Raw genomic sequence first — 22,383 nt, forward strand, 5'->3', positions numbered from 1 at the left:
GGCGTCACGCCCAAGCGACGACGAGCCGGGCCGTCTGCGCCGGGACCGCCAGGTCCACGCCTGTCAGATCCTGAAAGCGGCTGATCCGGTTGAGGATGGTGTTGCGGTGGCAGAAGAGCTGCTGCGCTGTCGCCGTAATGCTCCCTGTTTCCAAGTAATGCTGGACGGTTTCTTTCAGCCGCTCCCGTTCGCCGCCGCGGCACCCGGACAGGCCGGTCTCAAGGTCGGCCAGGAGGTCCAGGCCGACGTCGAGCATTTGCTGCTTGGCCAGCCGGGCCCAGGCGGCCTCCGCTGACAGGGGCCCGGAATCGGAAGACCGCAGCAGGGAGGCGAGGCTTCCGGCCGTGCGGGCGGCCGCGGGCAGCGCCCGCAGCCCGGCGACGCCCGGAACATAACCGCATGGGATGTCGGTCAACGCGGCGGGGACAGAGTGCCGGGCGCCGTCCCGGTATGGCGGGAGCGGCCAGAACGCGTAGGTGTTCCCGCCGAATTCGTGGACGAAGAACCGGCTGCGTGTCTGTTGCCCGGAGCCCAGGCTGGTCGCGGCCGTTCGGAGACTCACTGCGGCGTCGCCACTGGCCGCCACGAGTCCGAAGCGGGCGGTCGAGTCCACGCCGAGGGCGGCGGCGACCTGGCTGACGGTCTCCGCGGTGGGGCTAGCCTGGTTGAAGAGCCGGGCAATGAATTCGCGGCGGATGCTGGACTCCTCCTGGGCCATCCGCACGCGTTCGGTCAGATAGCTCGTGTGGGTTCGCGTGGCGAATTGGTCCACGACGCGCCACACCCTGTCCACACTGGATGCCAGCAGCGCGGCGTCCTCGGCATCGGCGATCTGCAGCAGGCCTTCCCAGATGATGCTGAAGTCCAGCCGGACGGCCGAGATGAGCGCCTCCGGCGGGATGCCGGCCCGGGCGCGTTTGGCGCCCAGATCGGCAGCAAATTCGAGGAGCGACTCCATGGCCGGACCAAGGGGGGACTGCTGCCGGAGTTCCTGTCCGCGCAGCCCGTCCACCAAACGCCTGAATGTTTCGCGCGCAGTCACTTCGAGATCCCCGGAGCCCACCTGTTTTTCGGCATACTCGGGGATGTCACGGACCCTCGCCGTAAATGTTTCGGCCAGCGTGTCCAGCCGCCCGTGGAGCAGCTCCACCAGTTCGGCCCAGCGCAGGGAATCGCCCGGCGAATGAAAATTGTGCATTCACACATTTTAGGCATGGAAATGCGTGATGCAATGCTAGTTTTTTGGACGAAATGTACTGGCAGAATGGGACAAGAGAAATCGGGTGAGCGCAGTCACACCCCGTCGGCCTTATCGGCCGGTTCCATCCCTTCCGCATTATTTGGAGTAAACATGGCAAGCAGCGCAAGCAACGCCACCACCACCGCCGGCCCGCAGTTACCAGGGGTTGTCGATGAGAGCGTGGCCAAGAAAGTCGCCCTCGCGGCCCTCGTCGGAACGGCGCTGGAGTGGTACGACTTCTTCCTGTTCACCACGGCCGCAGCGCTGGTGTTCAACGCGCAGTACTTCGTGTCCCAGGACCCCTTCGTCTCGGCCATGAGCTCCTTTGCCACCCTGGCCGTGGGCTTCGTGGCCCGCCCGATCGGCGGCTTCATCTTCGGGGCCCTGGGGGACAAGGTGGGGCGCAAGAAGATCCTGATGGTCACCATCGTGGGCATCGGCCTCGTGACCGGGCTCATCGGCCTGCTCCCGAACTACATGACGATCGGCGTCGCGGCCCCCATCCTGCTGGTTGCCCTGCGCATCCTGCAGGGCCTCGCCGTCGGCGGCGAGTGGAGCGGCGCGGTGATCATCGCAGTCGAAAACGCCCCGGTTGCCAAGCGCGCCCGCTACGCTGCCCTCCCGCAGCTCGGCTCGCCTATCGGCACCATCCTGTCCTCCGGCGGCTTCTTCGGAATGCTCTACCTGGTGGGCCAAGCCAACTTCGATGCCTGGGGCTGGCGCATCCCGTTCATCGCGGCGATCCCGCTGCTGGCCATCTCGATGTGGATCCGCAGCAAACTCAGCGAGTCCCCGGAATTCGAAGCCCTCATGGAGTCCGGCGAGACCGAGCACGCCCCCATCCGCGGCGTCCTGACGAAGAGCTGGCGCCAGATCCTGGTGGGCATGTGCTCGGCGCTGCTGGGCATCGGCGGCTTCTACCTCATCACCAGCTTCGTAGTCTTCTACGGCACCAAGGTGCTCAAGATGCCCTACGAAACCTTGCTTCTCGGCTCGCTCCTCGCGGCCGTCTTCGAAATCTTCGCCCTGATCTGGGCCGGCCGCATGGGCGAGAAATACGGCGCCAGCAAGGTCATCCTCTGGGGCGGCATCGCCTCCGCCGTCATCGCCGTGCCGGTCTTCCTGGCCATCGACACCGCCAACCCCGCCCTGGTCATCATCGCCATGATCATCGGCGTGTGCACCCTGTCCATCCCTTACGCGGTGTCCGGAACGGCCCTGACCGCACTCTTCGCCACAAAGGTCCGGTACACCGGCGTCGCCATCACCTCCAACAGCGCCGGCGTCATCTCCGGCTTCGTGCCGCTGATCGCCACCGCCCTCGTGGCCGCCAATGGCAACTCGTTCTGGCCCGGCGCCATCATCTTGCTGGTGGTGTCCGTATTGACCGCGCTGTCCGGCATTTTCCTCCCCGCACTGAGTATCGAAGAAAAGGGAATGAAGCATTGAGTACAACAACCACCGCCGGGCACCTGATTGTTGCCCAGCTGGAACGAGCCGGTATCCAGCGCGTCTACGGTGTTCCCGGGGAGAGTTTCCTGGATGTGCTGGACGGCCTGCACGGATCCTCCATTGAAACCGTGGTGACCCGCCACGAAGGCGGCGCCGGGTTCATGGCCCTCGCCGAAGGCCGGCTCACGGAGCTTCCGGGCGTGGCCATGGTGACCCGTGGCCCCGGTGCAGCCAACGCCTTCATCGCCATCCACACCGCGCACCAGGACGCCACCCCGATGATCCTGTTCGTGGGCCTCATCCCGGTCGCGGACCGCGGCCGGGAGTCGTTCCAGGAATTCGACATCAACGCCTGGTTCGGCAGCACCGCCAAGAAGGTCCTGACGCTCGACGACGCCGCCTCCGCCGCCCGCGTTGTGGACGACGCCATCTTCACGGCCCTCAGCGGCCGGCCGGGTCCCGTGGTGATCGGCCTCCCCGAAGACGTGCTGGTCCACGCCATTGAATCGGGCCCAGCGAAATCGTGCACAGTGGAACCCCGCACTGTCGCCCGGTCCGAACCTTCAGCGGCAGACCTCGCCGGCCTGGAGGCAAAGCTGGCCGCGGCCAAGAAGCCCCTGATCGTGGTGGGCGGCGAAGGCTGGAACCAGGAATCCTCCGACGCGCTGGCCGGCTGGGCCGCACGCCACGGCGTCCCGGTGCTCGCAGACTTCCGCGCCTACGACGCCGTCCCGCACAACAGCGACGCCTACGCCGGCTACCTCGGCTACGCCCGCAGCGACGCCAACGCCCGCCGCCTCGACGAGGCCGACCTGCTGGTCTTCGTCGGCTGCGTCCGCGCCGACGTGCTCTCCGACGGCTACAAGCGCGGACTGGATGCCGTCACCGTCGTCGTCCACCCCGGCGCCGATCTGCTGGGTCACTTCGGCCGGCTGGACCAGCACATTCCGGCCCACGTCTCGTCCTTCGCCACCGCGCTCGCCGCCACGGATTCCGCGGCGGATCCCGAGGCCGGCTGGCTGGCCGGGGCCCGCGCCGACTACGAGAAGTTCTCCACCGCGCAGCCGGACAGCGGGAACGGAGTGGACTCGGAATATGTGGACCTCGACGTCGTCATGGAAATCCTCAAACAGGAAATGGACGACGACGCCGTCATCACCTATGGGGCCGGGAACCACTCGCTGTGGCCGGCCCGCTACCTGAAGCACAACACCGCGAACTCCCTCGCCGCACCCCGCAACGGGGCCATGGGCATGGGGATCCCGGCGGCGGTGGCTGCCTCCCTGGCCTACCCCGGCCGCCAGGTGATTTCCGTGGCCGGTGACGGCTGCTTCATGATGAACGGCCAGGAAATGGCCACGGCCATGGGCCACGGCGGGAAGTTCATCGCCCTCGTGGTGGACAACGGCATCTTCGCCACGATCCGTGAGCACCAGGAAGGCCACTACCCGGGCCGGCCCTCGGGCACGCACATGACCAACCCGGACTTCGCCGCACTGGCCCGGTCCTACGGCGGCTACGGCGAACGGGTCGAGAAGGCAGAGGACTTCGGCGCCGCTTTCCGCCGTGCCGTCGAATCCGGGCTGCCGGCAGTCCTGCACCTCCCGCAGGACCCCACCACCCGCTCACCCAAGACCGCCAGCAACTGACCGGAGCCCGTCATGATCACCCTGCACAACATCATCAATGGTGAGACCGTCCCCGGCAGCGCCGCCGACGGTTCGGACGCGGCCACCCTGCCGTTCTTCGACCCCGCCACCGGAGTCCAGCTCGGCACCGCCCCGGACAGCGACGCCGCCACCGTGGACCGCGCCTTCCAGGCCGCCCACACCGCCTTCCAGAGCTACAAGCGGACCACCCCGGCCGAACGCCAGGCCATGATGCTCAAACTCGCCGACCTCATCGAGGCCAACGTCGACAGGCTCCTGGACGCCGAGGTAGCCTGCACCGGCAAGCCGCGCCAGATCACCCGCGAGATCGAGATCCTCCGCGGCGCCGACCAGCTGCGCTTCTTCGCCGGCGCCTGCCGCGTGGTGTCCGGGACCGCCCAGACCGAATACGTCCGCGGCTTTTCCTCCACCGTCCGGCGTGAACCCCTCGGCGTGGTCGCCCAGATCACCCCGTGGAACTACCCGTTCATGATGGCCATCTGGAAGATCGGACCGGCGCTCGCCGCCGGCAACACGCTGGTCCTGAAACCGGCCGACACCACGCCTTGGTCCACCCTGGTGCTGGGCGAACTGGCGCAGGAGGCCTACCCCGCCGGCGTCGTCAACGTCATCTGCGGTGGCCGGGGGACCGGTGCCGCCATGGTGGATCACGAGATCCCGGAAATGGTGTCTATCACCGGCTCCACCCGGGCCGGGGCCCAGGTGATGTCCGCGGCGTCGAAGACCCTCAAGGACGTCCATCTGGAACTCGGCGGCAAGGCACCGGCGATCGTTTTCGCCGACACCGACATTGACGTGGCGGCCAGGGAGATCGCGCTCGGTGCGTTCTTCAACGCCGGGCAGGACTGCACCGCCGTGACCCGTGTGCTCGTCGAGGACTCCATCCACCAGGAGTTCGGTGCCGCGCTCGCCGCGGCAGCCGCAGCGCTGCAGGTGGGCGGCGACGCCGCGGACCTGGGCCCGCTGAACAGCGCCGCCCAGCTGGACCGGGTGGAAGGCTTCATGTCCCGGCTGCCCGCGAACGCCAGGGTCCTGGCCGGCGGCAAGCGGACGGGCGCCGGCTTCCACTTCGAACCCACCGTGATCGACGGGGTGTTCCAGGCCGACGAGGTGGTCTGCGAGGAAATCTTCGGACCCGTCGTCACCATCCAGCCCTTCCGGGACGAGGCCGAAGCCTTGGAGCTGGCCAACGGGACCAAGTACGCGCTGGCCTCCAGCGTCTGGTCCAACAACCACGGAGTGGTCACGCGGGTCTCGAACGAGCTGGACTTCGGCGCCGTCTGGATCAACTGCCACCAGGTGATCCCCGCCGAGGCGCCGCACGGCGGTTTCAAGCACTCCGGGACCGGCAAGGACCTCTCCGTCTTTGGCCTGGAGGACTACACCCGCATCAAGTCAGTCACCACCTCCCACCGCTAAAGAACCGCGTAGGTAACCCTTGAAACTCGATCTGCTGCTGCGCAACGCGGACATCATCACCATGGATGAGCGCCGCCCGCATGCCACCTCGCTGGGCGTCTGGCAGGGCCGGATTGTGGGCCTCGACGACGACCTGGCCGGCCTGGACGCGGCCGAAGTCCTGGACCTCGGCGGCGCCACCGTGACCCCCGGCTTCATCGACGCCCACTGCCACACCACCTGGTTCGGGCTCGGCCTGGGGGAGCTGGACGTCTCCGCCGCGCGCGGCCTGCACCAGCTCTACGCCCTGCTGGAGGCCGGCATGGCGGCAGACAGCGGGCAGCCTGAGGCAGGGCCAGAGACGGACCCTGGGACCGGACCGGCGCCGGACTGGCTGCTGGCCACCGGCTTCAGCCAGCAGCAGCACGGCGGCGAGTTCCCGGACATCACCGTTTTGGACCGGATCACGGGAAACCGGCCGCTGTTCATGCGGCACAACTCCGGGCACATGGCCGTCGTCAACACGGCCGCCCTCCGGCTGGCCGGCGCCGAACCGGCGTCGTTTCCGGACCCCGACGGCGGCGTTATTGTCCGCGACGCCGACGGCCGCCCCACCGGGCTGGTCCAGGAAACCGCGCAGCAGCTGATCCAGCAGCTCATCCTGCCGTACTCGTCCGAGGCGATCGAAGCCGCACTGGACCGGGCTACCACCTACTACGCCGCGGAGGGCATCACGAGCTTCACCGAGGCCGGGATCGGCGGCGGCTGGATCGGCCACAGCCCCGTGGAGCTGGCCGCCTACCAGCGGGCGGCAGCCGCGGGCAGGCTCCACGCCCGGGCGCAGCTGATGCCCGTCCTCGATGTGCTTCACCCGCTCGGTGGAGAGCACCCGCCGGGTCCCACGCCAGCCGGGCTGGACCTGGGCATCACCAGTGGCTTCGGCGGCGACTTCCTGTCCCTGGGCCCGGCGAAGGTGTTCTTGGACGGGTCACTGCTCGGCGAAACGGCCGCGGTCAGCCATGACTACTGCAGCCATGGCGGGACGGACAACACCGGCAACACCGGCTACTTCCAGGCGGAACCGGAGGCGCTCCGGGCAAAGATCGAGGCTGCCTATGCGGCCGGCTGGTCGATCGCGGCGCACGCCATCGGCGACCGTGCCGTTGACCTCGCGATCGAGATCATCACCGGCTGCGCCGCGAAATACGGCCCCCGGGCCGTGCCCAACAGGATCGAACACGCCTCGATGACCCGGCCCGAGCAGCTCCCGCGGCTGGCCGCCGCCGGCATCGCCGTCACCCCGCAGGCCAGCTTCTTCTTCGACGGCGGGGACGGCATGACGCTTTCGCTCGGGCCGGAACGGCTCGGCTGGGCCTACAGGGCCGCGTCGTTCCTTGCCGCGGGGGTGACGCTCGCCGGCAGCTCCGACCGCCCCGTGGCCGACGGCAACGTGCTCCGCGGAATGCAGGCCTTCGTGGACCGGGGCACCGCCTCCGGGGCCGTTTTCGGGAACCCGGACGAGCGGCTGAGCCCGTTCCAAGCCCTGGCGGCGTACACCACCGGAGCCGCAGTAGCCACGGGCACGTCCGGCATCAAAGGCTCACTGACCACCGGGAAGCTGGCCGACTTCACCGTCCTGTCCGGGTCCCCGCTCACCGCGGGCAGCATCGCCGACCTCGAGGTGCTGGCAACCGCCGTCGGGGGGAGCTTTACGTTCCGGACCCCCGGCCTCACATTCCCGGTTGCGGCCGATTCGGCCGCAACCGGTCCATTCTTCAGCGCAGCTACCAATCGTTCATAGGGGAACACCGTGACTACTGAGACCACTTTCAGCACCCGCGACGCCGCGTTCGTGCGGGACTTCCACAACATGAGTGAATTCGGCGCGACCGAGAACGGCGGCGTGGACCGGCAGGCGGCCAGCGTGCCGGACGGCCAGCAGCGGCAATGGCTTACGGGCCTGCTGGAGGCCAAGGGCTTCACCGTACGGTTCGACCGGGTCGGCAACCAGTGGGGCCTCTATGAGGCCGTGCCGGGTGCCCCCTTCGTGGTGGTGGGATCCCACATGGATTCCCAGCCGACGGCGGGTCGCTACGACGGCGCGTACGGCGTGCTCGCCGCAACCCACGCGGCCTTCCGGCTCGTGGAGCAGTGGGCCGCGGCCGGAGCAGCCGGGCAGCCCCGGTTCAACATCGCGGTGGTCAACTGGTTCAACGAGGAGGGCTCCCGCTTCAAGCCGTCCATGATGGGCTCCTCCGTCTACACCGGAAAGCTCGAACTCGAGACCGCGCTGGCCACCACGGACGCGGCCGGAGTCTCGGTCCGCGAGGCCCTGGACGCGATCGGCTGCCGCGGCAGCTATGAGGGCCCCGAAGCCGCGTACTGCGCCGAGATCCACATTGAGCAGGGCCGGAGCATGGAACGCGAAGGCATCACCATCGGGCTGGTGAACTCCAACTGGGCGGCCAACAAATACGAGTTCGTGGTCCACGGCGAGCAGGCCCACACCGGGTCCACCGTGATTGCCGACCGGAAGGACGCGCTGCTGGGCGCGTCCATGATGGTGGTCGCCGCCCGGGAACTCGCCGACACCTACCCCGGCATGCTGCACACGTCCGTCGGGCAGCTGAATGTCTACCCCAACTCGCCCGTGGTGGTGCCGTCCCGGGTGAGCCTGCTGCTGGACCTGCGCAGCGCCGATGAAGCTGTCCTAGCCGAGGCCGACGCCCTGCTGGACGAGCGCATCGCCGGGATCGAGAGGCTGGCGAACGTCACGGTGGAGCGCAACCACGCCCACACCTGGCCTGTGACCCCCTACCAGCCCGAAGGCGTGGAACTCGCGGCCAAGGTGGCGGCGGACCTGGGCCTGGCGAACAAGCAGGTCATGACCCTGGCCGGGCACGATTCGACCAACATGAAGGACCTGGTCCCGACGGTGATGCTGTTTGTGCCCAGTGTGGACGGGATCTCCCACAACGAGCACGAATACACCACGGACGAGGACATCGTGGCCGGCCTGGCGATGCTCACCGAGGTGGTGAACCGGCTCTGCAACGGGGCGCTTGAAGACTGACCGCGGCCACCAACGGCTGAACTCCACAGGTCCTCCGCGGCCGCCCCGGAACCCCCGGGCGCCTGGCCAGTGCCTTCTCAGGCGCCTTCGGGCTTCTGCGAGATCCAGAGCATCGCCCCGTGGGGGTTCTCCGGCAGGTCGGCGGCGTCCGGGTTGGCCACGTGCAGGGTCCGGCCGAAGGCCTCTTCCGTCAGGCTGACCCGGTGGCCGGCGGCCGCGAGACGGTCCCGCAGGCCGGCGAGGTCGCCGGTGTATTCAAACCCCAGGCCGGTCCGGGCCGCGCCGCTGGCGGGCCGGACCATCAGCACGCCGCCGTTCTTCGCCGTGAAATCCGCGGTTTCGTCGTCGTCCGGGGCAGGCCGCAGCCGGGCGCCCATGTTCCGCAGGGTTTGCTCGGCGGCGGCCGCGTCCGGCGTGAACCAGACTTCGACGACGGCGAGGGCCGGATCGGCGTCCGCGCACTGCGCGCCGTGGGCGGCCTTGTCCGCGAAGAAGCCGAACCCGTCCTCGCCTGTGATCCGGCAGGTATCGCCGTGACGGGCGCTGACCAGCTCGGCCGGGGTGGTCCCGTCCTCCGCGCCGGCCAGATTGGTGCGGCGCGCGAATTCTGCCAGGTCTCCGACCTCGACGCCGAAGTCCGTCTTTCCATCCAGCACCATTCCGGCACCGGCACCGTCCCCGGCATCAGCCCCGGCGGCACCCGCCGGGACCCGGTGCAGCGCGAGGCGGCCCGAGCCGGCATCGAACTCCTGCCAGTCGCCGTCGTCGACTGTGCGCACCATGCCGAGGGCGGACAGCAGGCCCTCCCACTGGTCCATGCGGGAGGTGTAGTGGATCGGGCGGACGCGCAGCATGGGATCTCCTTGCGAGGGACGGTTTTTGGCTCCTCCTGACATGGTGCCACCAAAGCACCCCTCCGGTCAGCACGGCAGGGCACAATGGGGCCATGGCTGTTGAACTGGAGGAACTGCTGGTGAAGGACGCCGCCGAGTGGCGCGCCTGGCTGGAGCAGCACCACGCGCAGAGTCCCGGGGTGTGGCTCGTGCTGCACAAGAAGGGCGGATCGGTGACGGAGCTGGACTACGAAGCAGCGCTGCGGGAGGCGCTGTGTTTCGGCTGGATCGACGGGCAGGGGCGGCGCCGGGACGAGGAAAGCTCGTTCCAGCGGATGACCCGGCGGGGACCCAAGAGCGTGTGGTCGGCCCGGAACGTGGAGCGGATTGACCGCCTGGAGGCGGCAGGGCGGATGGCCGCCGCCGGGCAGGCGGCCGTCGCCGCCGCCAAGGCGGACGGGCGCTGGGAGGCCGCCTATTCGGGCGCGGCGACGGCGGAGGTCCCGGATGACCTCGCCGCCGCCATCGCGGCGGAGCCGCGGGCGCAGGCGATGTTCGAGGTCCTGACGTCCGTGAACCGGTATGCCCTGATCTACCGCACAAACTCGGTCAAGCAGGCCTCGACCCGGGAGAGGAAGATCGCCGGGTTCGTGGAGATGCTGGCCAGGTTCGACACGCCGTACCCGCAGACCAGGCGTCCCCCGGAACCGTAGCGCTCGCCCGCCGCGCATCCCAGAGAATTCCCAGCGGCCTTGCTGGCTGCGGGGAGTTGCCTCTGGCAGGATGGGGCGATGCTCCTTGCCCAGCGTGCCCCGCGACCCCCTGCCAGCCTGCCGCTGCCGTCCCAGCGGCGGCTCTTCTTCGTGGCTGCGGGCCTGTTAATTGCGGGCGAGACGATCTTCTGGACCGTGCTCGCAGCCGTGCAGTCGAACAGCGGCGTGGCCGACCTGGACGCGCCCGTGCACGACGGAATCGTGGCGTCCCGGAACCCCTTGGCTACCGCCATCCTGGCGGCCGTGACCACGGTGACGTCGCCGCTATGGATGACCGTGATCGGCTGCGCCGTGGCACTTGCCTGGGCGGTCTTCAAGCGTGAAGTCTGGCGTCCCGCCCTGCTGGTCAGCGCCATGGCGGCCACCTTCGCGGTGTCCACGCTGGTGAAGCACGACGTCGGCCGGAGCCGGCCCGCCGCCAGCGGCTTCATGCTGGGACCGGACGACGCCCTGTCCTTTCCCTCCGGCCATACCTTCGGGGCCGGCGTCTTCCTGTGCGTCCTCAGTTACCTGCTGCTGGCGGCGCGCGGCACGCGGACGGGCAAACGGACGACGTCGGTGCTCGGCTTCGCGGCAGCGGCTGCCGGGACACTGGTGGTTGCCTTCAGCCGCCTGTACCTGGGGTACCACTGGCTGACGGACGTGCTCGCCTCCATGGGCCTGGCGCTCGCCGTTACCGGGATCGTTATCCTGGCCGACGGGCTGCGCGCCGCCGCGGCCCCGTCCGGGCAACACCCAGTGGAGGCGGGACCGTCAGAGTCCGACGCCCATCGCCTGGGCGATCACCACCGCCGAGGCTGAGGACCACGCCTGCGGGTGGCACGACGCCGGATACGGTACCGCGACGCTCGAGTCCTCGGCCCGCACCCCGGCGAACACCTCCGGCAACCGGTGCCCGAAGGAGGCCGCCGCCGCGATCAGGCCGTCGGCGAGGGTGCGTGCCTCTGCGACGAAACCGTCGGCCAGGAGGCCGCGGATCGCGATGGCGGTGTCGTGGCTCCAGACCGAGCCGCAGTGGTAGCTGAAGGGCCAAAACCCTGCGGCCCGCCGCGAAATCGTGTGCACGCCGTAGCCGGAGAACAGCTCGGGGCTCACCAGCCGGTCCGCGACGATCCGGGCTTCGGCCGCATCCAGGATGCCCGTGCCCAGCAGATGTCCCATGTTCGAGCCCGGGATGTCCAAGGGGACCCCGTGCCCGTCCAGGGCCATTGCCGGGAACGGCCCGCCGTCGTCCTCAACCCAGAAACGCTCCCGGAACCTGAGCCGCAGGGCCGCGGCGAAGTCGCGCAGCGCCTGAGCGCCCGGTTCCCCGAACGCGTCGAACAGTTCCGCCGTCCCCATGGCTGCCTGGTACGCGTAGCCCTGCACCTCGGACAGGGCGATGGGCCCCTCGGCCTGCCGGCCGTCGCGGAACTGCATGGCGTCCCGGGAATCCTTCCAGCCCTGGTTGCTCAGGCCGTGGCCCGTGGAGTCACGGTAGCTGAGGAACCCGCCGTTGCCGGCTGCGCCGTCCGCTGCGGTGGCGCCGTCTGGTGCGACGTCTACCGGGGAGCCGGCGGCGAGCAGCCACTCCGCGGCGCGTGCCGCGTTCGGCAGCAGCGACCGCACGGCGTCCTCGTCCCGGCCGGTGCGCCAGAGTTCCCCGAGCAGGCAAAGCCACAACGGGGTGGAATCCACCGCCCCGAAGTACACCGGCGGCAGGCGCAGGTTCTGGCTTTCAAGAACCAGTTCTTTGGACCGCAGTTCGTGCAGGATCTTGCCGGGTTCCTCGGCGGCCGCCGCGTCCGTCCGGGTGCCCTGGAAAGCAGCCAGCGCGCGCAGGGTGCCCGCCGCCAGCCCGTTGTCCGCGCCGGTGTCCAGAGGCAGCAGCAGCCGCGCAGCCCACAGCGAATCCCGTCCGAACAGCGTGAAGTACCAGGGCGCCCCGGCGGCGATGAACGGGGCGTCCGGCAGCTGGCGGGTGGCCAGGCGGAGCCCGGCCACGTCATCGAGGGAGTTATCCAGGAGCAGGCCCAGGGCCCCGGCCGGTCCGGTCCGCGGATGCCGGGCCGCGGGCGGGCGGGCAGCCACCACGGCGTCATCGTCATCGGTGAGGACGGCCTGCCATTCGGCCTCGAACGGCCGGCCCCGGCCCAGGGTTCCGCGCCAGGCGAGGTGGCCTTCCGGGGTGACGGCGCCGGGGGCCGCGACCGCCAGGGTCTTGCCATCCTCCTGCCAGCGCAGCGTGGACTCATCGGCAGAGACCGGCGCGGACGGGTCACGGAAGCGGCTGAGGCGGATCTGGGCCATGTCGGTGAAGTCGGCCGCGAGGGCTACGTCGATTTCGACGTCGAGGGAATCCAGCGAGGTGCGCAGCTGCAGGGTGTGCCGCACCACGCCCGGCGTCACTGTCCAGGTCTGGAGGAGCTCGACGGCGGGATCCTCCGTGGGTCCCGGGATGCCCCGGACCAGGCCCCGGACGCGCAGGACGCCGCCGGGCTCGGCCTCGACGGTGGCCGGTTCGGGTTCCAGTCCGTTGACGCGCACGAGCGCCCGGCAGAGCATCCGGGTGTCGCCGTGGAGCAGCCCGGTGAACCCGGCCGGATCAGCGGAGTCACCGGCTCCGGGCGGTTTGACCTCGCCGGCCAAGCGGCCGTCAGGATCGAGCCACAGCTGGGTGGGGGCGGCAACGGAGCAGAGTTGGCGGTGCAGGCCGGGCTGAACAGTCATCCGCCTACCCTATGCCGGGCACTGGGCGGTCTCAATGCGCCACAGCCCGCTGCCGACCGCCTAGGAGGTCATGGCGTCGGCCGCCGGCTGCCGGGCTGCCGGGCTGTGGACTGCGGCCGCGTCGAAACGCGTGCGTAGCCGATTAGCTTCGTCGTGTGTCCGACCTACGGGACGCTTCCATCGGGTTCATCAGAACCATCTTGGCGGTCGCTCTTCGTCACGTTGCCATGGTGGCCAAAGATGATTTGCCGAACATCAGAGAGAACTTTTCGCTTCCGCTCGATCGCTTATTCTTAGCGTGGTGGCCCGACTAAGTGGGGGAACGAACGGGGAGGGAAGTTCTAATCATGGAAAATAACAGTTCTACGTGGGTCCGGTTTTGGAACCGGGGGACGTGGTGGAAAGCGCTCCTGATCGTCGCCGTGTATTGGGGCGTGTACGAACTGATCGGGCTGGGAATAGGTGCACTGGTTGGGGGCTCCATCGACCTGGGAAGCCCCCTGAGCGATCCGCTCAGCGCATTCCTAGGTTTAGCACTCCCTATCTTGCTCTCGGGAATACTCCTCTTTCTCTTCGCTCGCTCTCTCGGCTGGGTCAAGGAAATCTTCGGTCCCCAACCCGTCCGCGGGAAGGCCTGGATGTGGGTCGCAGTCCTCCTCGTCGTCATCCCAATCTTCCTACGGCTGATGGCAACCAACTGGTCCGCCTACTCCATCGGGCTTGTTCTGGTTATGGCGTTCTTCGGATTGTGTGTGGGGTTCACTGAAGAACTCGCCACGCGAGGAATAGTAGTGAACATGCTCCGAAACGGCGGCTATGGCGAACGACTGGTCTTTGTCTTGTCATCCCTGTATTTCGCGCTGCTGCACAGCGGAAACCTCCTCACCGGAATGGCCCCCCTGGTTGTTGCCGTTACCGTCGTCTACACCTTTGGATTCGGTGCCATGATGTACCTCTCCATGCGCGCGACGGGCCGGATCACGTGGGCCATCCTGCTGCATGCCGCCACAGACCCCACAACGTTCCTCGCCACCGGTGGGATCGACGCCACCTCAGCCACAGCTGGGGCGGAAGAACTGATATCACTCGCGGGGCTCTTCAACTGGGCCTATATACTCCTGGCGCTCCTTGCCATCTTCCTCGTCAAGGGCCGCGCCAACCGGACACACGACATCCCCCCAGTCCCCGCCGTGGCCTGACCTGAGGGGCCAGCTCAACAACTCGCTCGGTGTCGCACTAGCGCCCGTAAGCCGATCCCCAAACTGGACGGAAATGCTCCAAGACTGCGGTCGTGCAAGAATCGCGGCATGGATGAGCATGACCGGCAGATGAGGGAACAGCAGTTGATGATCGTCGAGGCTCTGGTGCAGGCGATGGATCGGCGGGACGAGGTCTTCCAGGTGATTGAGGATTCAGAGGACTTGGACGAAGCAATCCGTCGCGTGGGTCAACTGTTGGGCGTGGGAGAAGTGCCCAGCCGGGCAGTCCTCGACATGCAGGCCAGAAGATTCACCCGAGACCAGCGTCAGGCCATCGCTTCCCATGCAGAAGAACTTAGATCAAGGTTGCCCGATGGACACTGAACCGCGCCTGACGGCGGCATCGGTGGTCGCATGGGTTCTGACTGGCGCTCAGCCTGGCCAATACGAGATCGCTCCTGAGGACTCTCAGAAGCGGTCTCGTTCCGAGGCCACGCCAGATCGTGGACCAGGTCGGCTAACTAGTGGACGATTCTCATCTCGTGCGAGGTCTGATTGAGTCGCCGTCCGCCGTCGGGAACGACCGTCACAATGTCCTCGATCCGTACGCCGAACCTGCCCGGCAGGTAGATTCCGGGTTCGATAGAGAAGCACATGCCGGGGTGGAGGATCTGGGTTTCGCCCTCGACCATGTACGGCGGCTCGTGAGTCGTCAGCCCGATTCCGTGCCCGACGCGGTGAATGAAGTAGTCGCCGTAGCCGGCTTCAGTGATCACCGCCCGGGACACGCGATCGATCTCCTGGCACTCGACGCCTGGACGCACGGCCTCGAACCCGGCCTGCTGCGCGAGTCTGACGATGTCGTGAACCTCGCGCTCCTCGGCGGTGGGCTCGCCGACGTGCACGGTCCGCGTCGTGTCTGATCCGTAGCCGTGTTTGAGGCCGCCGAAGTCGAGCACCACCATGTCCCCGTCCTCGATGATCCGCGGGCCGATCTCGTGGTGAGGGTTGGCTCCATTCGGACCCGAACCGACGACGGTGAAGTCGACCTGCGAATGACCGAACTGGCGAAGCAGGTCGGCGAGATCAGATCCGACGTCGGTCTCGCTGCGCCCAGCGAACCGCACGGTGACGATCTCCTCATACGCCTGGTCTGCGGCCGCGCCGGCCGCCGCCAGCCGCTCGATCTCGTCGTCATCCTTGATCGCCCGAAGCATCGGCAGGGCGGTCGTCATCGAGACGTAGGACGACTTGGGCAGCCGATCCTGCAGGCCGAGGAGGTGCATGGCCCAGGCCGAGTCAGAGACGGCATAACGTCCGGTGCCGGCCATCAGCGTGGCAGATTCCGTGTAGGGGTCGCTCCCGTCGGTCCAGTCGGTGATCCGCAGATTCGAGGCGCCGGCGGCCGCTTCCGCGTCGGGCCTCTCGAGCCTCGGAACGATCATGGCGGGATCCGCGTCGACGGGGATCACGAGCATGGTGATGCGTTCAGTGATGGCCACGGGTGCATACCCGGTGAGGTACAGCAGGTCCGATCCGGGAGTGACCAGGATGCCGTCGAGCCCGGCATCCTGGGCGGCGTGGGCTGCTCGCCGCAACCGTTCGGCGAAGTCATCGGCGGTGAACGGAGCCGGACCGGAAAGGCCGCGATGATCACTCATGGTTCGCATTCTCGTGCGCGGGGCATCCCCGGTCAACCCATCGCCCGGACAGCCGCTCCAGTAACTCTGGAATCACCCGTCGCGGGTGAGCCTTCGGGGCACAGAGGCTTCAGGACGCCGAATCTCGACGTTACGGCTGCTCATCCATCGGAAAGGCGACCGCCTCGCCCACCACGCGAAGCCGCAGCTCCGTGCCGGGGCGGGCGATCGAGGCGTTCCAGTGCCGGATGGTGATGATCTCCCCGCCGCCGGGGTAGCGGTGGTCCGGGATGGCGCCGGCGGCAAGGACCGGCGGGACGGGGAGTTGGAGCCGCACCGTGGTTTCGGGGCCGAAGTAGTCCGTGTCCACCACCGTGCCGCGGATGGGGCCGTCCTCGGAAATGCGGATCTGCTCGGGCCGCAGCATCAGCTGGACCCGGCCCTGGGCCGGCGGGCGGCGCACGGGGATCCCGCCGAGCGAACACGTGGCCAGGGAGCCTTCCATCCAGGCATCCAGGATCACGGCGTCGCCCAGGAACTCGGCGGTGGCACGATCAGCCGGACGCGTGTAGACGACGAACGGGTTGCCGATCTGGGCCAGCTTGCCGCCGCGCATCACGGCCACCTGGTCGGCGAAGGACAGCGCCTCGGCCTGGTCATGCGTGACGAGGATCGTGGTGACGCCGGCGTCCTTCAGGACCTGGGCCACGGCGCGGCGGGTGGCCACCCGCAGGCCGGCGTCCAGGGCGGAGAAGGGCTCGTCCAGCAGCATGAGCGCGGGCTTGCGGGCCAGCGCCCGGGCGAGGGCAACCCGCTGCTGCTGGCCGCCGGAGAGCTGGTGCGGGCGGCGCTTGGCCATGGCCGGGTCCAGTGAGACCATTTCCAGCAGCTCGCCCACCCGCGCCTTGACGCCGCGGCGCCCGCCGGGCAGTTGGGTGGCGTCCAGGCCGAAGGAGATGTTCTGCCCGACCGTCAGGTGCGGGAACAGGGCGCCGTCCTGGGCGACGTAGCCGACGTGCCGCTTGTGGGCGGGGACCCAGGCGTTCTCCCCGGCCACCTTGGACCCGTTGAGCGAGATGCTGCCGGTGTCCGGGTGCTCGAAGCCGGCAATCAGGCGAAGGAGCGTGGTCTTGCCGGAGCCGGAGGGTCCCACGATCGCCGTCGTTCCGCCCTTGGCGACGGAGAGGTTGACGCCCTTGAGGACGGCCTGGGGCCCAAAGTTCTTGGTGACGGCGTCGATTTCCAGGTGGCTGTTGGTGCTGGTGGCCACGGAAGCCGCGACCCGCGGCTCGGGGAGGCGCGAGGGGGCCTCACGCGACGGGTAGACATCGGTCACTGTCCGGCTACTTTCTTGGACTGCTGGAAGAGGAGATAGGTCATGGGCGCCGAGATCAGGATCATCAGCAGCGCGTAGGGGGCGGCGCCAGCGTAGTCGATCTCGCTGCTCTTGCTCCAGAACTCGGTGGCGAGGGTGCGGGTCCCGTTGGGCGAGAGCAGGAGGGTGGCGGTGAGCTCGTTGACAATCCCCAGGAACACCAGGGCCGCGCCGCCAGCCGCGGCGGGGGCCGTGAGCCGCAGCGTCACGCGCAGGAAGGCCAGCAGCGGCGGCTTGCCGAGCACCTGGGCGGCCTCGTCGAGTTCCTTCGGTGCCTGGGACAGCCCCGAGCGGATGTTCACGAGGGCCCGGGGGAGGAACAGCAGCACGTAGGCCGCGATGAGCAGCGCTGAGGTCTGGTACATGCTGGGCACCATCCGGATGCTCACGGTCACGAAGGCCAGGCCCACCACGATCCCGGGCATGGAGCTGGTGATGTAGTTGGACAGCTCCAGGGACTTGCTGAACCAGCCGGGGCGCCGCACGGCCAGGTAAGCCATGGGGAACGCGACCACGGTGGTGGCGACGGCCGCCGCGAGGCCGTAGGCCAAGGTCTGCAGGAGGGCCGGCATGAATTCCTCGGCAGCCCAGATTTCCGGGCCGCCGGCGACGATCCAGCGCAGCACAAACGTCAGCGGCAGCCCGAACGCAAGCCCGGTGAGGGCGATCAGGGACAGCTGGGCGGGGAGCTGGTAGGCGTGCAGGGGCAGCCGCAAGGCGCGTGCCTGGGCCCCGGAGCCGATCCTGGCGTACCGGGCGCTGCCGCGGCTGCGGACCTCCACGAGCAGCAGGATCAGGCAGAGGAACACCAGCACGCTGGCCAGCATGTTCCCGGCGGTGCCGTTGAACGTGGACTGGTACTGGACCATGATCGCGGTGGTGAAGGTGTCGAAGCGGATCATCGCGAAGGCCCCGTATTCGGCCAGCAGGTGCAGCGCGACCAGCAGCCCGCCGCCGGTCATGGCGATGCGCAGCTGCGGGAGCACCACGCGGAAGAACGCGCGCCAGGCGCCGAGGCCGAGGGAGGCGGCGGACTGTTCGATCGCCGGGTCCAGGCGGCTGAGCGTCGCGGCGGCCGGGATGTACACGAGCGGGAAATAGGACAGGGTGGCGATCAGGACCCCGGACCACAGCCCGCCAAGGGACGGCACCGCGGAAACCCACGCGTAGCTGTTGACGAAGGCGGGGATGGCCAGCGGGGCGGCGAGCAGAACGGCCCACCACTTGCGGCCCACAAGGCTGGTGCGTTCGACGAGCCACGCGCCGCCGACGCCCAGGACGAGGCACAGCGGCACCGTCACCACGGTCAGCAGAACCGTGTTGAGCAGGAGTTCGCCCACGCGCGGGCGGAAGATCAGGGCCATTGCGGTGTCCCAGCCGGTGGAGGCTGTCATGAAGACCACGTAGGCCAGGGGCACCAGGGAAAACAGGGCGATCAGGACCGCGATGATGGACACGACAGAGACGCCGAAAGGCGGGCGGGGGCGTTTACCCCTGCCCGCCGTCGTCGTGTCAGTCGTCAAATCCACAGAGGGACCGGGGACCGCCAGCTTGTTAGTCACTGCGGCTACAGCAGTCCTGCCTGGGTCATCAGCTCGGTGACCTTGGCGGAATTGAGTTTGGCGGGATCCACGGTGGGGGCCTGCAACTCCTTGAGCGGAACCAGCTTGTCGTTGGACGGGACGTTAGAGCCGACAGCGTATTCGAAGGAGGTGCCCTTCTGGAGCACTTCCTGGCCCTTCTTGCCGGTGATGAACTTCAGGAAGGACTGGGACGCTGCGGCGTTCTTGGAAGACTTCAGCACGCCGCCGCCGGAGATGGAGACGAAGGCGCCCGGGTCCTGGTTCTTGAAGTAGAACGGCGTGACGTTGTTGGAGTTCTCGCCGGTCTTGGCCTGGTCGCCGTAGTAGTAGTAGTGGTAGATCAGGGCGGCGTCGACTTCACCGGCGTTGACGGCCTTCATGGCCGTGCTGTTGCCCTTGTACGGCTTGGAGTTTTCCTTCATGCCCTTGAGCCAGGCCTCAGTGGCGGCTTCGCCCTTGAGTTCCAAAAGGGCCGAGACGATCGCCTGGAAGTCGGCGCCCGACGGCGAGGCTGCCCACTTGCCCTTCCACTCGGGGTTGGCCAGGTCCAGCATGGACTTGGGCAGCTTGTCGGCGCTGATCTTGTTCTTGTCGTAGACCAGCACGGTGGAGCGGGCCGCGATGCCGGTCCACTTGTTGGTGGAGGGGCGGAATTCGGTGGGGACCTGGTCAACGGTGGCCTTGTCCACATCCGCGAAGAGGCCGGCGTTTTCCACCTGGGCCATAGCGGGGGAGTTCTCGGTGAGGAAGACGTCCGCCGGTGAGGCCTGGCCTTCCTGCACGATCTGGTTGGACATCTCGGTGTCGTCGCCCTGGCGCACGGTCACCTTGATGCCGGTCTCGGCGGTGAAGGCGTCGATCCACTCTTTGGTCAGGGATTCGTGCTGGGCGTTATAGACCGTGATCTCGCCGGCGGCGGAGCCGTTGGCGGCAGCGCTGCTGCCGGCCGTGGAGGAGGAACCGGAGCCGCAGGCGGCCAGGCCCAGGGCGGCAGTGGCGGCCAGGGCGATGCCCGCCAGCGCGTTGGTGCGGATCTTCATGGGGCTACTTTCTACAAGGAAGTCGTCGTAGTGCCCTGCCCCCCGTGAGCGGGGAAGTTAGGGCATGCTCACTAAGAAAGACTGTAGGTTAGCCAAACCTAAGCGACCAACCTGAGGCTGGTTTAAGTGATGAGGATCACATCAATTACGATACTATTGCGTGACGTAATTGTCGCTGGGTTATCGGGCGGGCGCCTGCGCGATCGAGGCGGCCGCCTCCAGCACCATCCAGGCCTGCAGCTGCGTGGAGAGCTCGACGGCGGCGCCTTCCGGGTAACTGCGGCGTGCCGGCGCGTCGGTGCGGTCGGAGAAGACCAGATGGCTGCCGCGGCGCGCGAGGCGGTCGTTCGGAGGGAGGATCCGGCGGCCCTCCCAGAGGGCCTCCGCCGTATCGTTCACGAGCGCCGCCGCCGTGGCCCGGGTTTCGGCTGGGAGGCGTTCGTCGACGGCGGCGAGGGCCAGGTAGCGGACGAGGATCCCCGTGAAGAGCCCGCCGTCGCCCGTTCCCTCGCAGCGCAGCACCGCGGCGGTGCGGCCCAGCAGCGGGGCCGGCTGCGTGAGGTTGGCCGCCACGGCGTCCACCAGTGCGGCCGCACGCCCGAGGTTGGGCTCGCCCCCGAGTTCCAGCAGGGCGCCGAGGACGGGCCCCTGGTTGTAGGTGTAGATGGTCTCTTCCAGCACCGCCTCGCCCGTTCCGGAAATCCGGAGGCCGTCGCGGTACAGGCCCTGTCCGGGCTCGTAGAGCCTGGCGTCCAGCCAGTCCAGCAGGGACTGCGCCTTGGTCCGGTTGCCGGTCCGCGCGTAGTAGAGGGCCACGGGTGCGGTGGCGGGGGTGTTCTTGAAGTCGCGCTTCGTGCTCCAGAATGTACCGCCGCCGAGGTCGTCCGTGGAAGCGGAGTCGAACTGCAGGGTCAGGCTTTGCAGGACCTTGGCGTTGCGCTCCCGGCCGGTGTGTTTGCGGGTGTCCTCGGCGAGCTTGTCCAGCCGGAGCGTGGCAAGGGCCAGCCAGGCCATGTCGTCGTAGTAGTTGTTGACCACCGTGAGGAAATTGCGCAGCCGGATGCCTGTGACGAGCCGGGAGGCGAGCCGGCCGGCGCTGGGCCGGTTCTCGCCGTCGAACTTGGCTCCCGGATGCCCGGGGGACCCCAGTTCCCGGCGGCCGGCGTCCACGAGGCAGTCCAGGTAGTGTGCCTGCCACCAGTAGTGCCAGGGCCGGGACAGGTTCTTCAGCCGGCCCGAGGGCCGGAGGATCGCGGCGATGTGGGTCCCGGGGAGGAAAAAGAGCCGCTGCCCGAAGAGCCTGGTCACTGAGCGGGCGGCCTCGTCCGCGCGGAAGGACCAGTTGGGGGCGGAGGCGTCGGCTCGGGTCATGGCACAAGCGTAATCGCGGGAGCCCGTCCGGACCGCGACTGTGACTGCGCCCTCGGCGTGTGCGGCCCAAAGGTGCGCATTGGCCGCATTCCAGTTAACATTCACTAACTAATGTTCCCCGCGGGCCGCCTCTGCAGGCGCCGCCCGCGTCGAGGCTTCGCCGCCGGGGTTCGGTTCCACATCAAGGAGGATGGATGGACATCAAGGGTACTGTCGCGCTGATCACGGGCGGGGCCTCCGGTCTCGGAGCGGCCACGGCCAGGCGCCTGTTCGACGCCGGCGCGTCGGTGGTCCTCGTGGACCTGCCGGGTTCCGCCGGGGACTCCTTTGCCGCCGAACTGACCGCATCCGCCGCTGCCGGCGCTGGAGAAGCTGCTGCCGGAGGCGGCCGCAGGGCCGTCTTTGTCCCGGCCGACGTCACGGACGAGGCGCAGGTGCAGGCCGCCGTCGACGCCGCCTCAGCATTGGGCCCGCTGCGCATCGTGGTCAACTGCGCGGGGATCGCCACCCCCGGCAAGGTTCTGGGCCGCGGCGGCGTCCTCCCGCTGGAGGCCTTCAACCGCGTCATCCAGATCAACCTCGTGGGCACCTTCAATGTGATCCGCCTCGCCGCGGCCGCCATGGCAGCCACCGAGCCCGCCGCCACGGAACTCGGCGGCCCCGAACGTGGCGTCATCATCAACACCGCCTCCGTTGCCGCGTTCGACGGGCAGATCGGCCAGCCCGCCTACGCCGCCTCCAAGGGTGCGGTCGCCGCCATGACGCTGCCGATTGCCCGTGAACTCGCGCGCTCGCTGATCCGGGTGGTCACCATCGCGCCGGGCATCTTCGAGACTCCCATGATGGCCGGCCTGCCCCAGGAGGCGCAGGACTCCCTGGGCCAGCAGGTGCCCCACCCCTCACGGCTGGGCCGCCCGGCCGAATACGCGAACCTCGCCGCGCACATTGTGGAGAACGCCATGCTCAACGGCGAGACAATCCGCCTCGACGGTGCCATCCGCATGGGCCCGAAATGACCGGGTCTGAG

Annotated in this window: 18 protein-coding genes; 10 read left to right on the forward strand and 8 right to left on the reverse strand. The window is 68.4% G+C overall.

Going from position 1 to position 22,383, the window contains the following annotated elements; all coding sequences use genetic code 11:
• Window positions 1–4 precede the first annotated feature (4 nt).
• Complete coding sequence (locus tag AC1DNG_RS15235; RefSeq protein WP_230008747.1) at window positions 5–1,198, reverse strand: PucR family transcriptional regulator; 1,194 nt, start codon at window positions 1,196–1,198, stop codon at window positions 5–7.
• Between the two features lie 153 nt (window positions 1,199–1,351).
• On the opposite strand from AC1DNG_RS15235, the gene AC1DNG_RS15240 reads away from it, so the two are divergent.
• Genes AC1DNG_RS15240 through AC1DNG_RS15260 form a run of 5 tightly spaced genes read left to right on the forward strand, consistent with a single transcriptional unit; the run spans window position 1,352 to window position 8,833 of the window.
• Window positions 1,352–2,689: an MFS transporter gene (locus AC1DNG_RS15240; protein ID WP_476857846.1), complete on the forward strand. Its 1,338-nt coding sequence runs from the start codon at window positions 1,352–1,354 to the stop codon at window positions 2,687–2,689.
• Window positions 2,686–4,341 carry a thiamine pyrophosphate-dependent enzyme gene (locus AC1DNG_RS15245; protein WP_476860074.1) on the forward strand — a complete coding sequence of 552 codons (1,656 nt, stop codon included), beginning with the start codon at window positions 2,686–2,688 and terminating at the stop codon, window positions 4,339–4,341. Before AC1DNG_RS15240 ends, AC1DNG_RS15245 begins: the two co-directional genes overlap by 4 nt.
• Before the next feature lie 12 nt (window positions 4,342–4,353).
• Window positions 4,354–5,781, forward strand: coding sequence for a gamma-aminobutyraldehyde dehydrogenase (locus tag AC1DNG_RS15250; RefSeq protein WP_476887690.1), 1,428 nt, complete (start codon window positions 4,354–4,356; stop codon window positions 5,779–5,781).
• Between the two features lie 19 nt (window positions 5,782–5,800).
• Window positions 5,801–7,561 (forward strand): amidohydrolase, encoded by a 1,761-nt coding sequence (locus AC1DNG_RS15255; protein WP_476860076.1) that lies wholly within the window; start codon window positions 5,801–5,803, stop codon window positions 7,559–7,561.
• Window positions 7,562–7,570: 9 nt separating this feature from the next.
• On the forward strand, window positions 7,571–8,833 hold the full coding sequence (locus AC1DNG_RS15260) for a M20 family metallo-hydrolase (protein ID WP_476887691.1): 1,263 nt from the start codon (window positions 7,571–7,573) through the stop codon (window positions 8,831–8,833).
• A gap of 77 nt (window positions 8,834–8,910) precedes the next feature.
• On the opposite strand, the gene AC1DNG_RS15265 is transcribed toward AC1DNG_RS15260, so the two are convergent.
• Window positions 8,911–9,687: a VOC family protein gene (locus tag AC1DNG_RS15265; protein WP_230010854.1), complete on the reverse strand. Its 777-nt coding sequence runs from the start codon at window positions 9,685–9,687 to the stop codon at window positions 8,911–8,913.
• Window positions 9,688–9,779: 92 nt separating this feature from the next.
• Here AC1DNG_RS15265 and AC1DNG_RS15270 point away from each other — a divergent pair, with 92 nt between their 5' ends.
• Window positions 9,780–10,379 (forward strand): YdeI/OmpD-associated family protein, encoded by a 600-nt coding sequence (locus AC1DNG_RS15270; RefSeq protein WP_476887692.1) that lies wholly within the window; start codon window positions 9,780–9,782, stop codon window positions 10,377–10,379.
• A gap of 78 nt (window positions 10,380–10,457) precedes the next feature.
• Complete coding sequence (locus tag AC1DNG_RS15275) at window positions 10,458–11,240, forward strand: phosphatase PAP2 family protein (protein ID WP_476860084.1); 783 nt, start codon at window positions 10,458–10,460, stop codon at window positions 11,238–11,240.
• On the opposite strand, the gene AC1DNG_RS15280 is transcribed toward AC1DNG_RS15275, so the two are convergent.
• On the reverse strand, window positions 11,193–13,148 hold the full coding sequence (locus AC1DNG_RS15280) for a glycogen debranching N-terminal domain-containing protein (RefSeq protein WP_476887693.1): 1,956 nt from the start codon (window positions 13,146–13,148) through the stop codon (window positions 11,193–11,195). The two genes, AC1DNG_RS15275 and AC1DNG_RS15280, sit on opposite strands and share 48 nt — an antisense overlap.
• Window positions 13,149–13,495: 347 nt before the next feature.
• Here AC1DNG_RS15280 and AC1DNG_RS15285 point away from each other — a divergent pair, with 347 nt between their 5' ends.
• Both AC1DNG_RS15285 and AC1DNG_RS15290 read left to right on the forward strand, forming a co-directional pair.
• Window positions 13,496–14,347: a lysostaphin resistance A-like protein gene (locus AC1DNG_RS15285; protein WP_476860086.1), complete on the forward strand. Its 852-nt coding sequence runs from the start codon at window positions 13,496–13,498 to the stop codon at window positions 14,345–14,347.
• 108 nt (window positions 14,348–14,455) lie between these two features.
• Window positions 14,456–14,731, forward strand: coding sequence for a DNA gyrase subunit A (locus AC1DNG_RS15290; RefSeq protein WP_476850567.1), 276 nt, complete (start codon window positions 14,456–14,458; stop codon window positions 14,729–14,731).
• Window positions 14,732–14,868: 137 nt separating this feature from the next.
• Here the strand turns inward: AC1DNG_RS15290 and AC1DNG_RS15295 are convergent, their stop codons facing one another.
• The 5 genes from AC1DNG_RS15295 to AC1DNG_RS15315 form a co-directional block, all read right to left on the reverse strand.
• On the reverse strand, window positions 14,869–16,008 hold the full coding sequence (locus AC1DNG_RS15295; RefSeq protein WP_476887694.1) for an aminopeptidase P family protein: 1,140 nt from the start codon (window positions 16,006–16,008) through the stop codon (window positions 14,869–14,871).
• 130 nt (window positions 16,009–16,138) lie between these two features.
• The gene (locus AC1DNG_RS15300) at window positions 16,139–17,323 is read right to left on the reverse strand and encodes an ABC transporter ATP-binding protein (protein WP_028278067.1); all 1,185 of its coding nucleotides are present in this window, start codon (window positions 17,321–17,323) and stop codon (window positions 16,139–16,141) included.
• Complete coding sequence (locus tag AC1DNG_RS15305) at window positions 17,320–18,819, reverse strand: ABC transporter permease (protein WP_043436715.1); 1,500 nt, start codon at window positions 18,817–18,819, stop codon at window positions 17,320–17,322. The genes AC1DNG_RS15300 and AC1DNG_RS15305 overlap by 4 nt, the downstream gene beginning before the upstream one ends.
• Window positions 18,820–18,929: 110 nt before the next feature.
• Entirely contained in the window at window positions 18,930–19,985 is a 1,056-nt protein-coding gene (locus AC1DNG_RS15310; RefSeq protein WP_476887695.1) for an iron ABC transporter substrate-binding protein, read from the reverse strand.
• Window positions 19,986–20,165: 180 nt separating this feature from the next.
• Window positions 20,166–21,356, reverse strand: a complete 1,191-nt coding sequence (locus AC1DNG_RS15315; protein ID WP_476857858.1) for a glycoside hydrolase family 76 protein — start codon at window positions 21,354–21,356, stop codon at window positions 20,166–20,168.
• Window positions 21,357–21,550: 194 nt separating this feature from the next.
• On the opposite strand from AC1DNG_RS15315, the gene AC1DNG_RS15320 reads away from it, so the two are divergent.
• Window positions 21,551–22,372 carry an SDR family NAD(P)-dependent oxidoreductase gene (locus AC1DNG_RS15320; protein ID WP_476887696.1) on the forward strand — a complete coding sequence of 274 codons (822 nt, stop codon included), beginning with the start codon at window positions 21,551–21,553 and terminating at the stop codon, window positions 22,370–22,372.
• Window positions 22,373–22,383: the final 11 nt, after the last annotated feature.

This window comes from Arthrobacter sp. 01T425 (genome assembly GCF_056398725.1).

Bases quoted from the DNA above. Each gene is read 5' to 3' on its own strand.
- AC1DNG_RS15235 (WP_230008747.1), bottom strand. From the start codon at position 1,198: ATGCACAATTTTCATTCGCCGGGCGATTCCCTGCGCTGGGCCGAACTG.
- AC1DNG_RS15240 (WP_476857846.1), top strand. From the start codon at position 1,352: ATGGCAAGCAGCGCAAGCAACGCCACCACCACCGCCGGCCCGCAGTTA.
- AC1DNG_RS15250 (WP_476887690.1), top strand. From the start codon at position 4,354: ATGATCACCCTGCACAACATCATCAATGGTGAGACCGTCCCCGGCAGC.
- AC1DNG_RS15265 (WP_230010854.1), bottom strand. From the start codon at position 9,687: ATGCTGCGCGTCCGCCCGATCCACTACACCTCCCGCATGGACCAGTGG.
- AC1DNG_RS15270 (WP_476887692.1), top strand. From the start codon at position 9,780: ATGGCTGTTGAACTGGAGGAACTGCTGGTGAAGGACGCCGCCGAGTGG.
- AC1DNG_RS15275 (WP_476860084.1), top strand. From the start codon at position 10,458: ATGCTCCTTGCCCAGCGTGCCCCGCGACCCCCTGCCAGCCTGCCGCTG.
- AC1DNG_RS15280 (WP_476887693.1), bottom strand. From the start codon at position 13,148: ATGACTGTTCAGCCCGGCCTGCACCGCCAACTCTGCTCCGTTGCCGCC.
- AC1DNG_RS15285 (WP_476860086.1), top strand. From the start codon at position 13,496: ATGGAAAATAACAGTTCTACGTGGGTCCGGTTTTGGAACCGGGGGACG.
- AC1DNG_RS15290 (WP_476850567.1), top strand. From the start codon at position 14,456: ATGGATGAGCATGACCGGCAGATGAGGGAACAGCAGTTGATGATCGTC.
- AC1DNG_RS15295 (WP_476887694.1), bottom strand. From the start codon at position 16,008: ATGAGTGATCATCGCGGCCTTTCCGGTCCGGCTCCGTTCACCGCCGAT.
- AC1DNG_RS15310 (WP_476887695.1), bottom strand. From the start codon at position 19,985: ATGAAGATCCGCACCAACGCGCTGGCGGGCATCGCCCTGGCCGCCACT.
- AC1DNG_RS15315 (WP_476857858.1), bottom strand. From the start codon at position 21,356: ATGACCCGAGCCGACGCCTCCGCCCCCAACTGGTCCTTCCGCGCGGAC.
- AC1DNG_RS15320 (WP_476887696.1), top strand. From the start codon at position 21,551: ATGGACATCAAGGGTACTGTCGCGCTGATCACGGGCGGGGCCTCCGGT.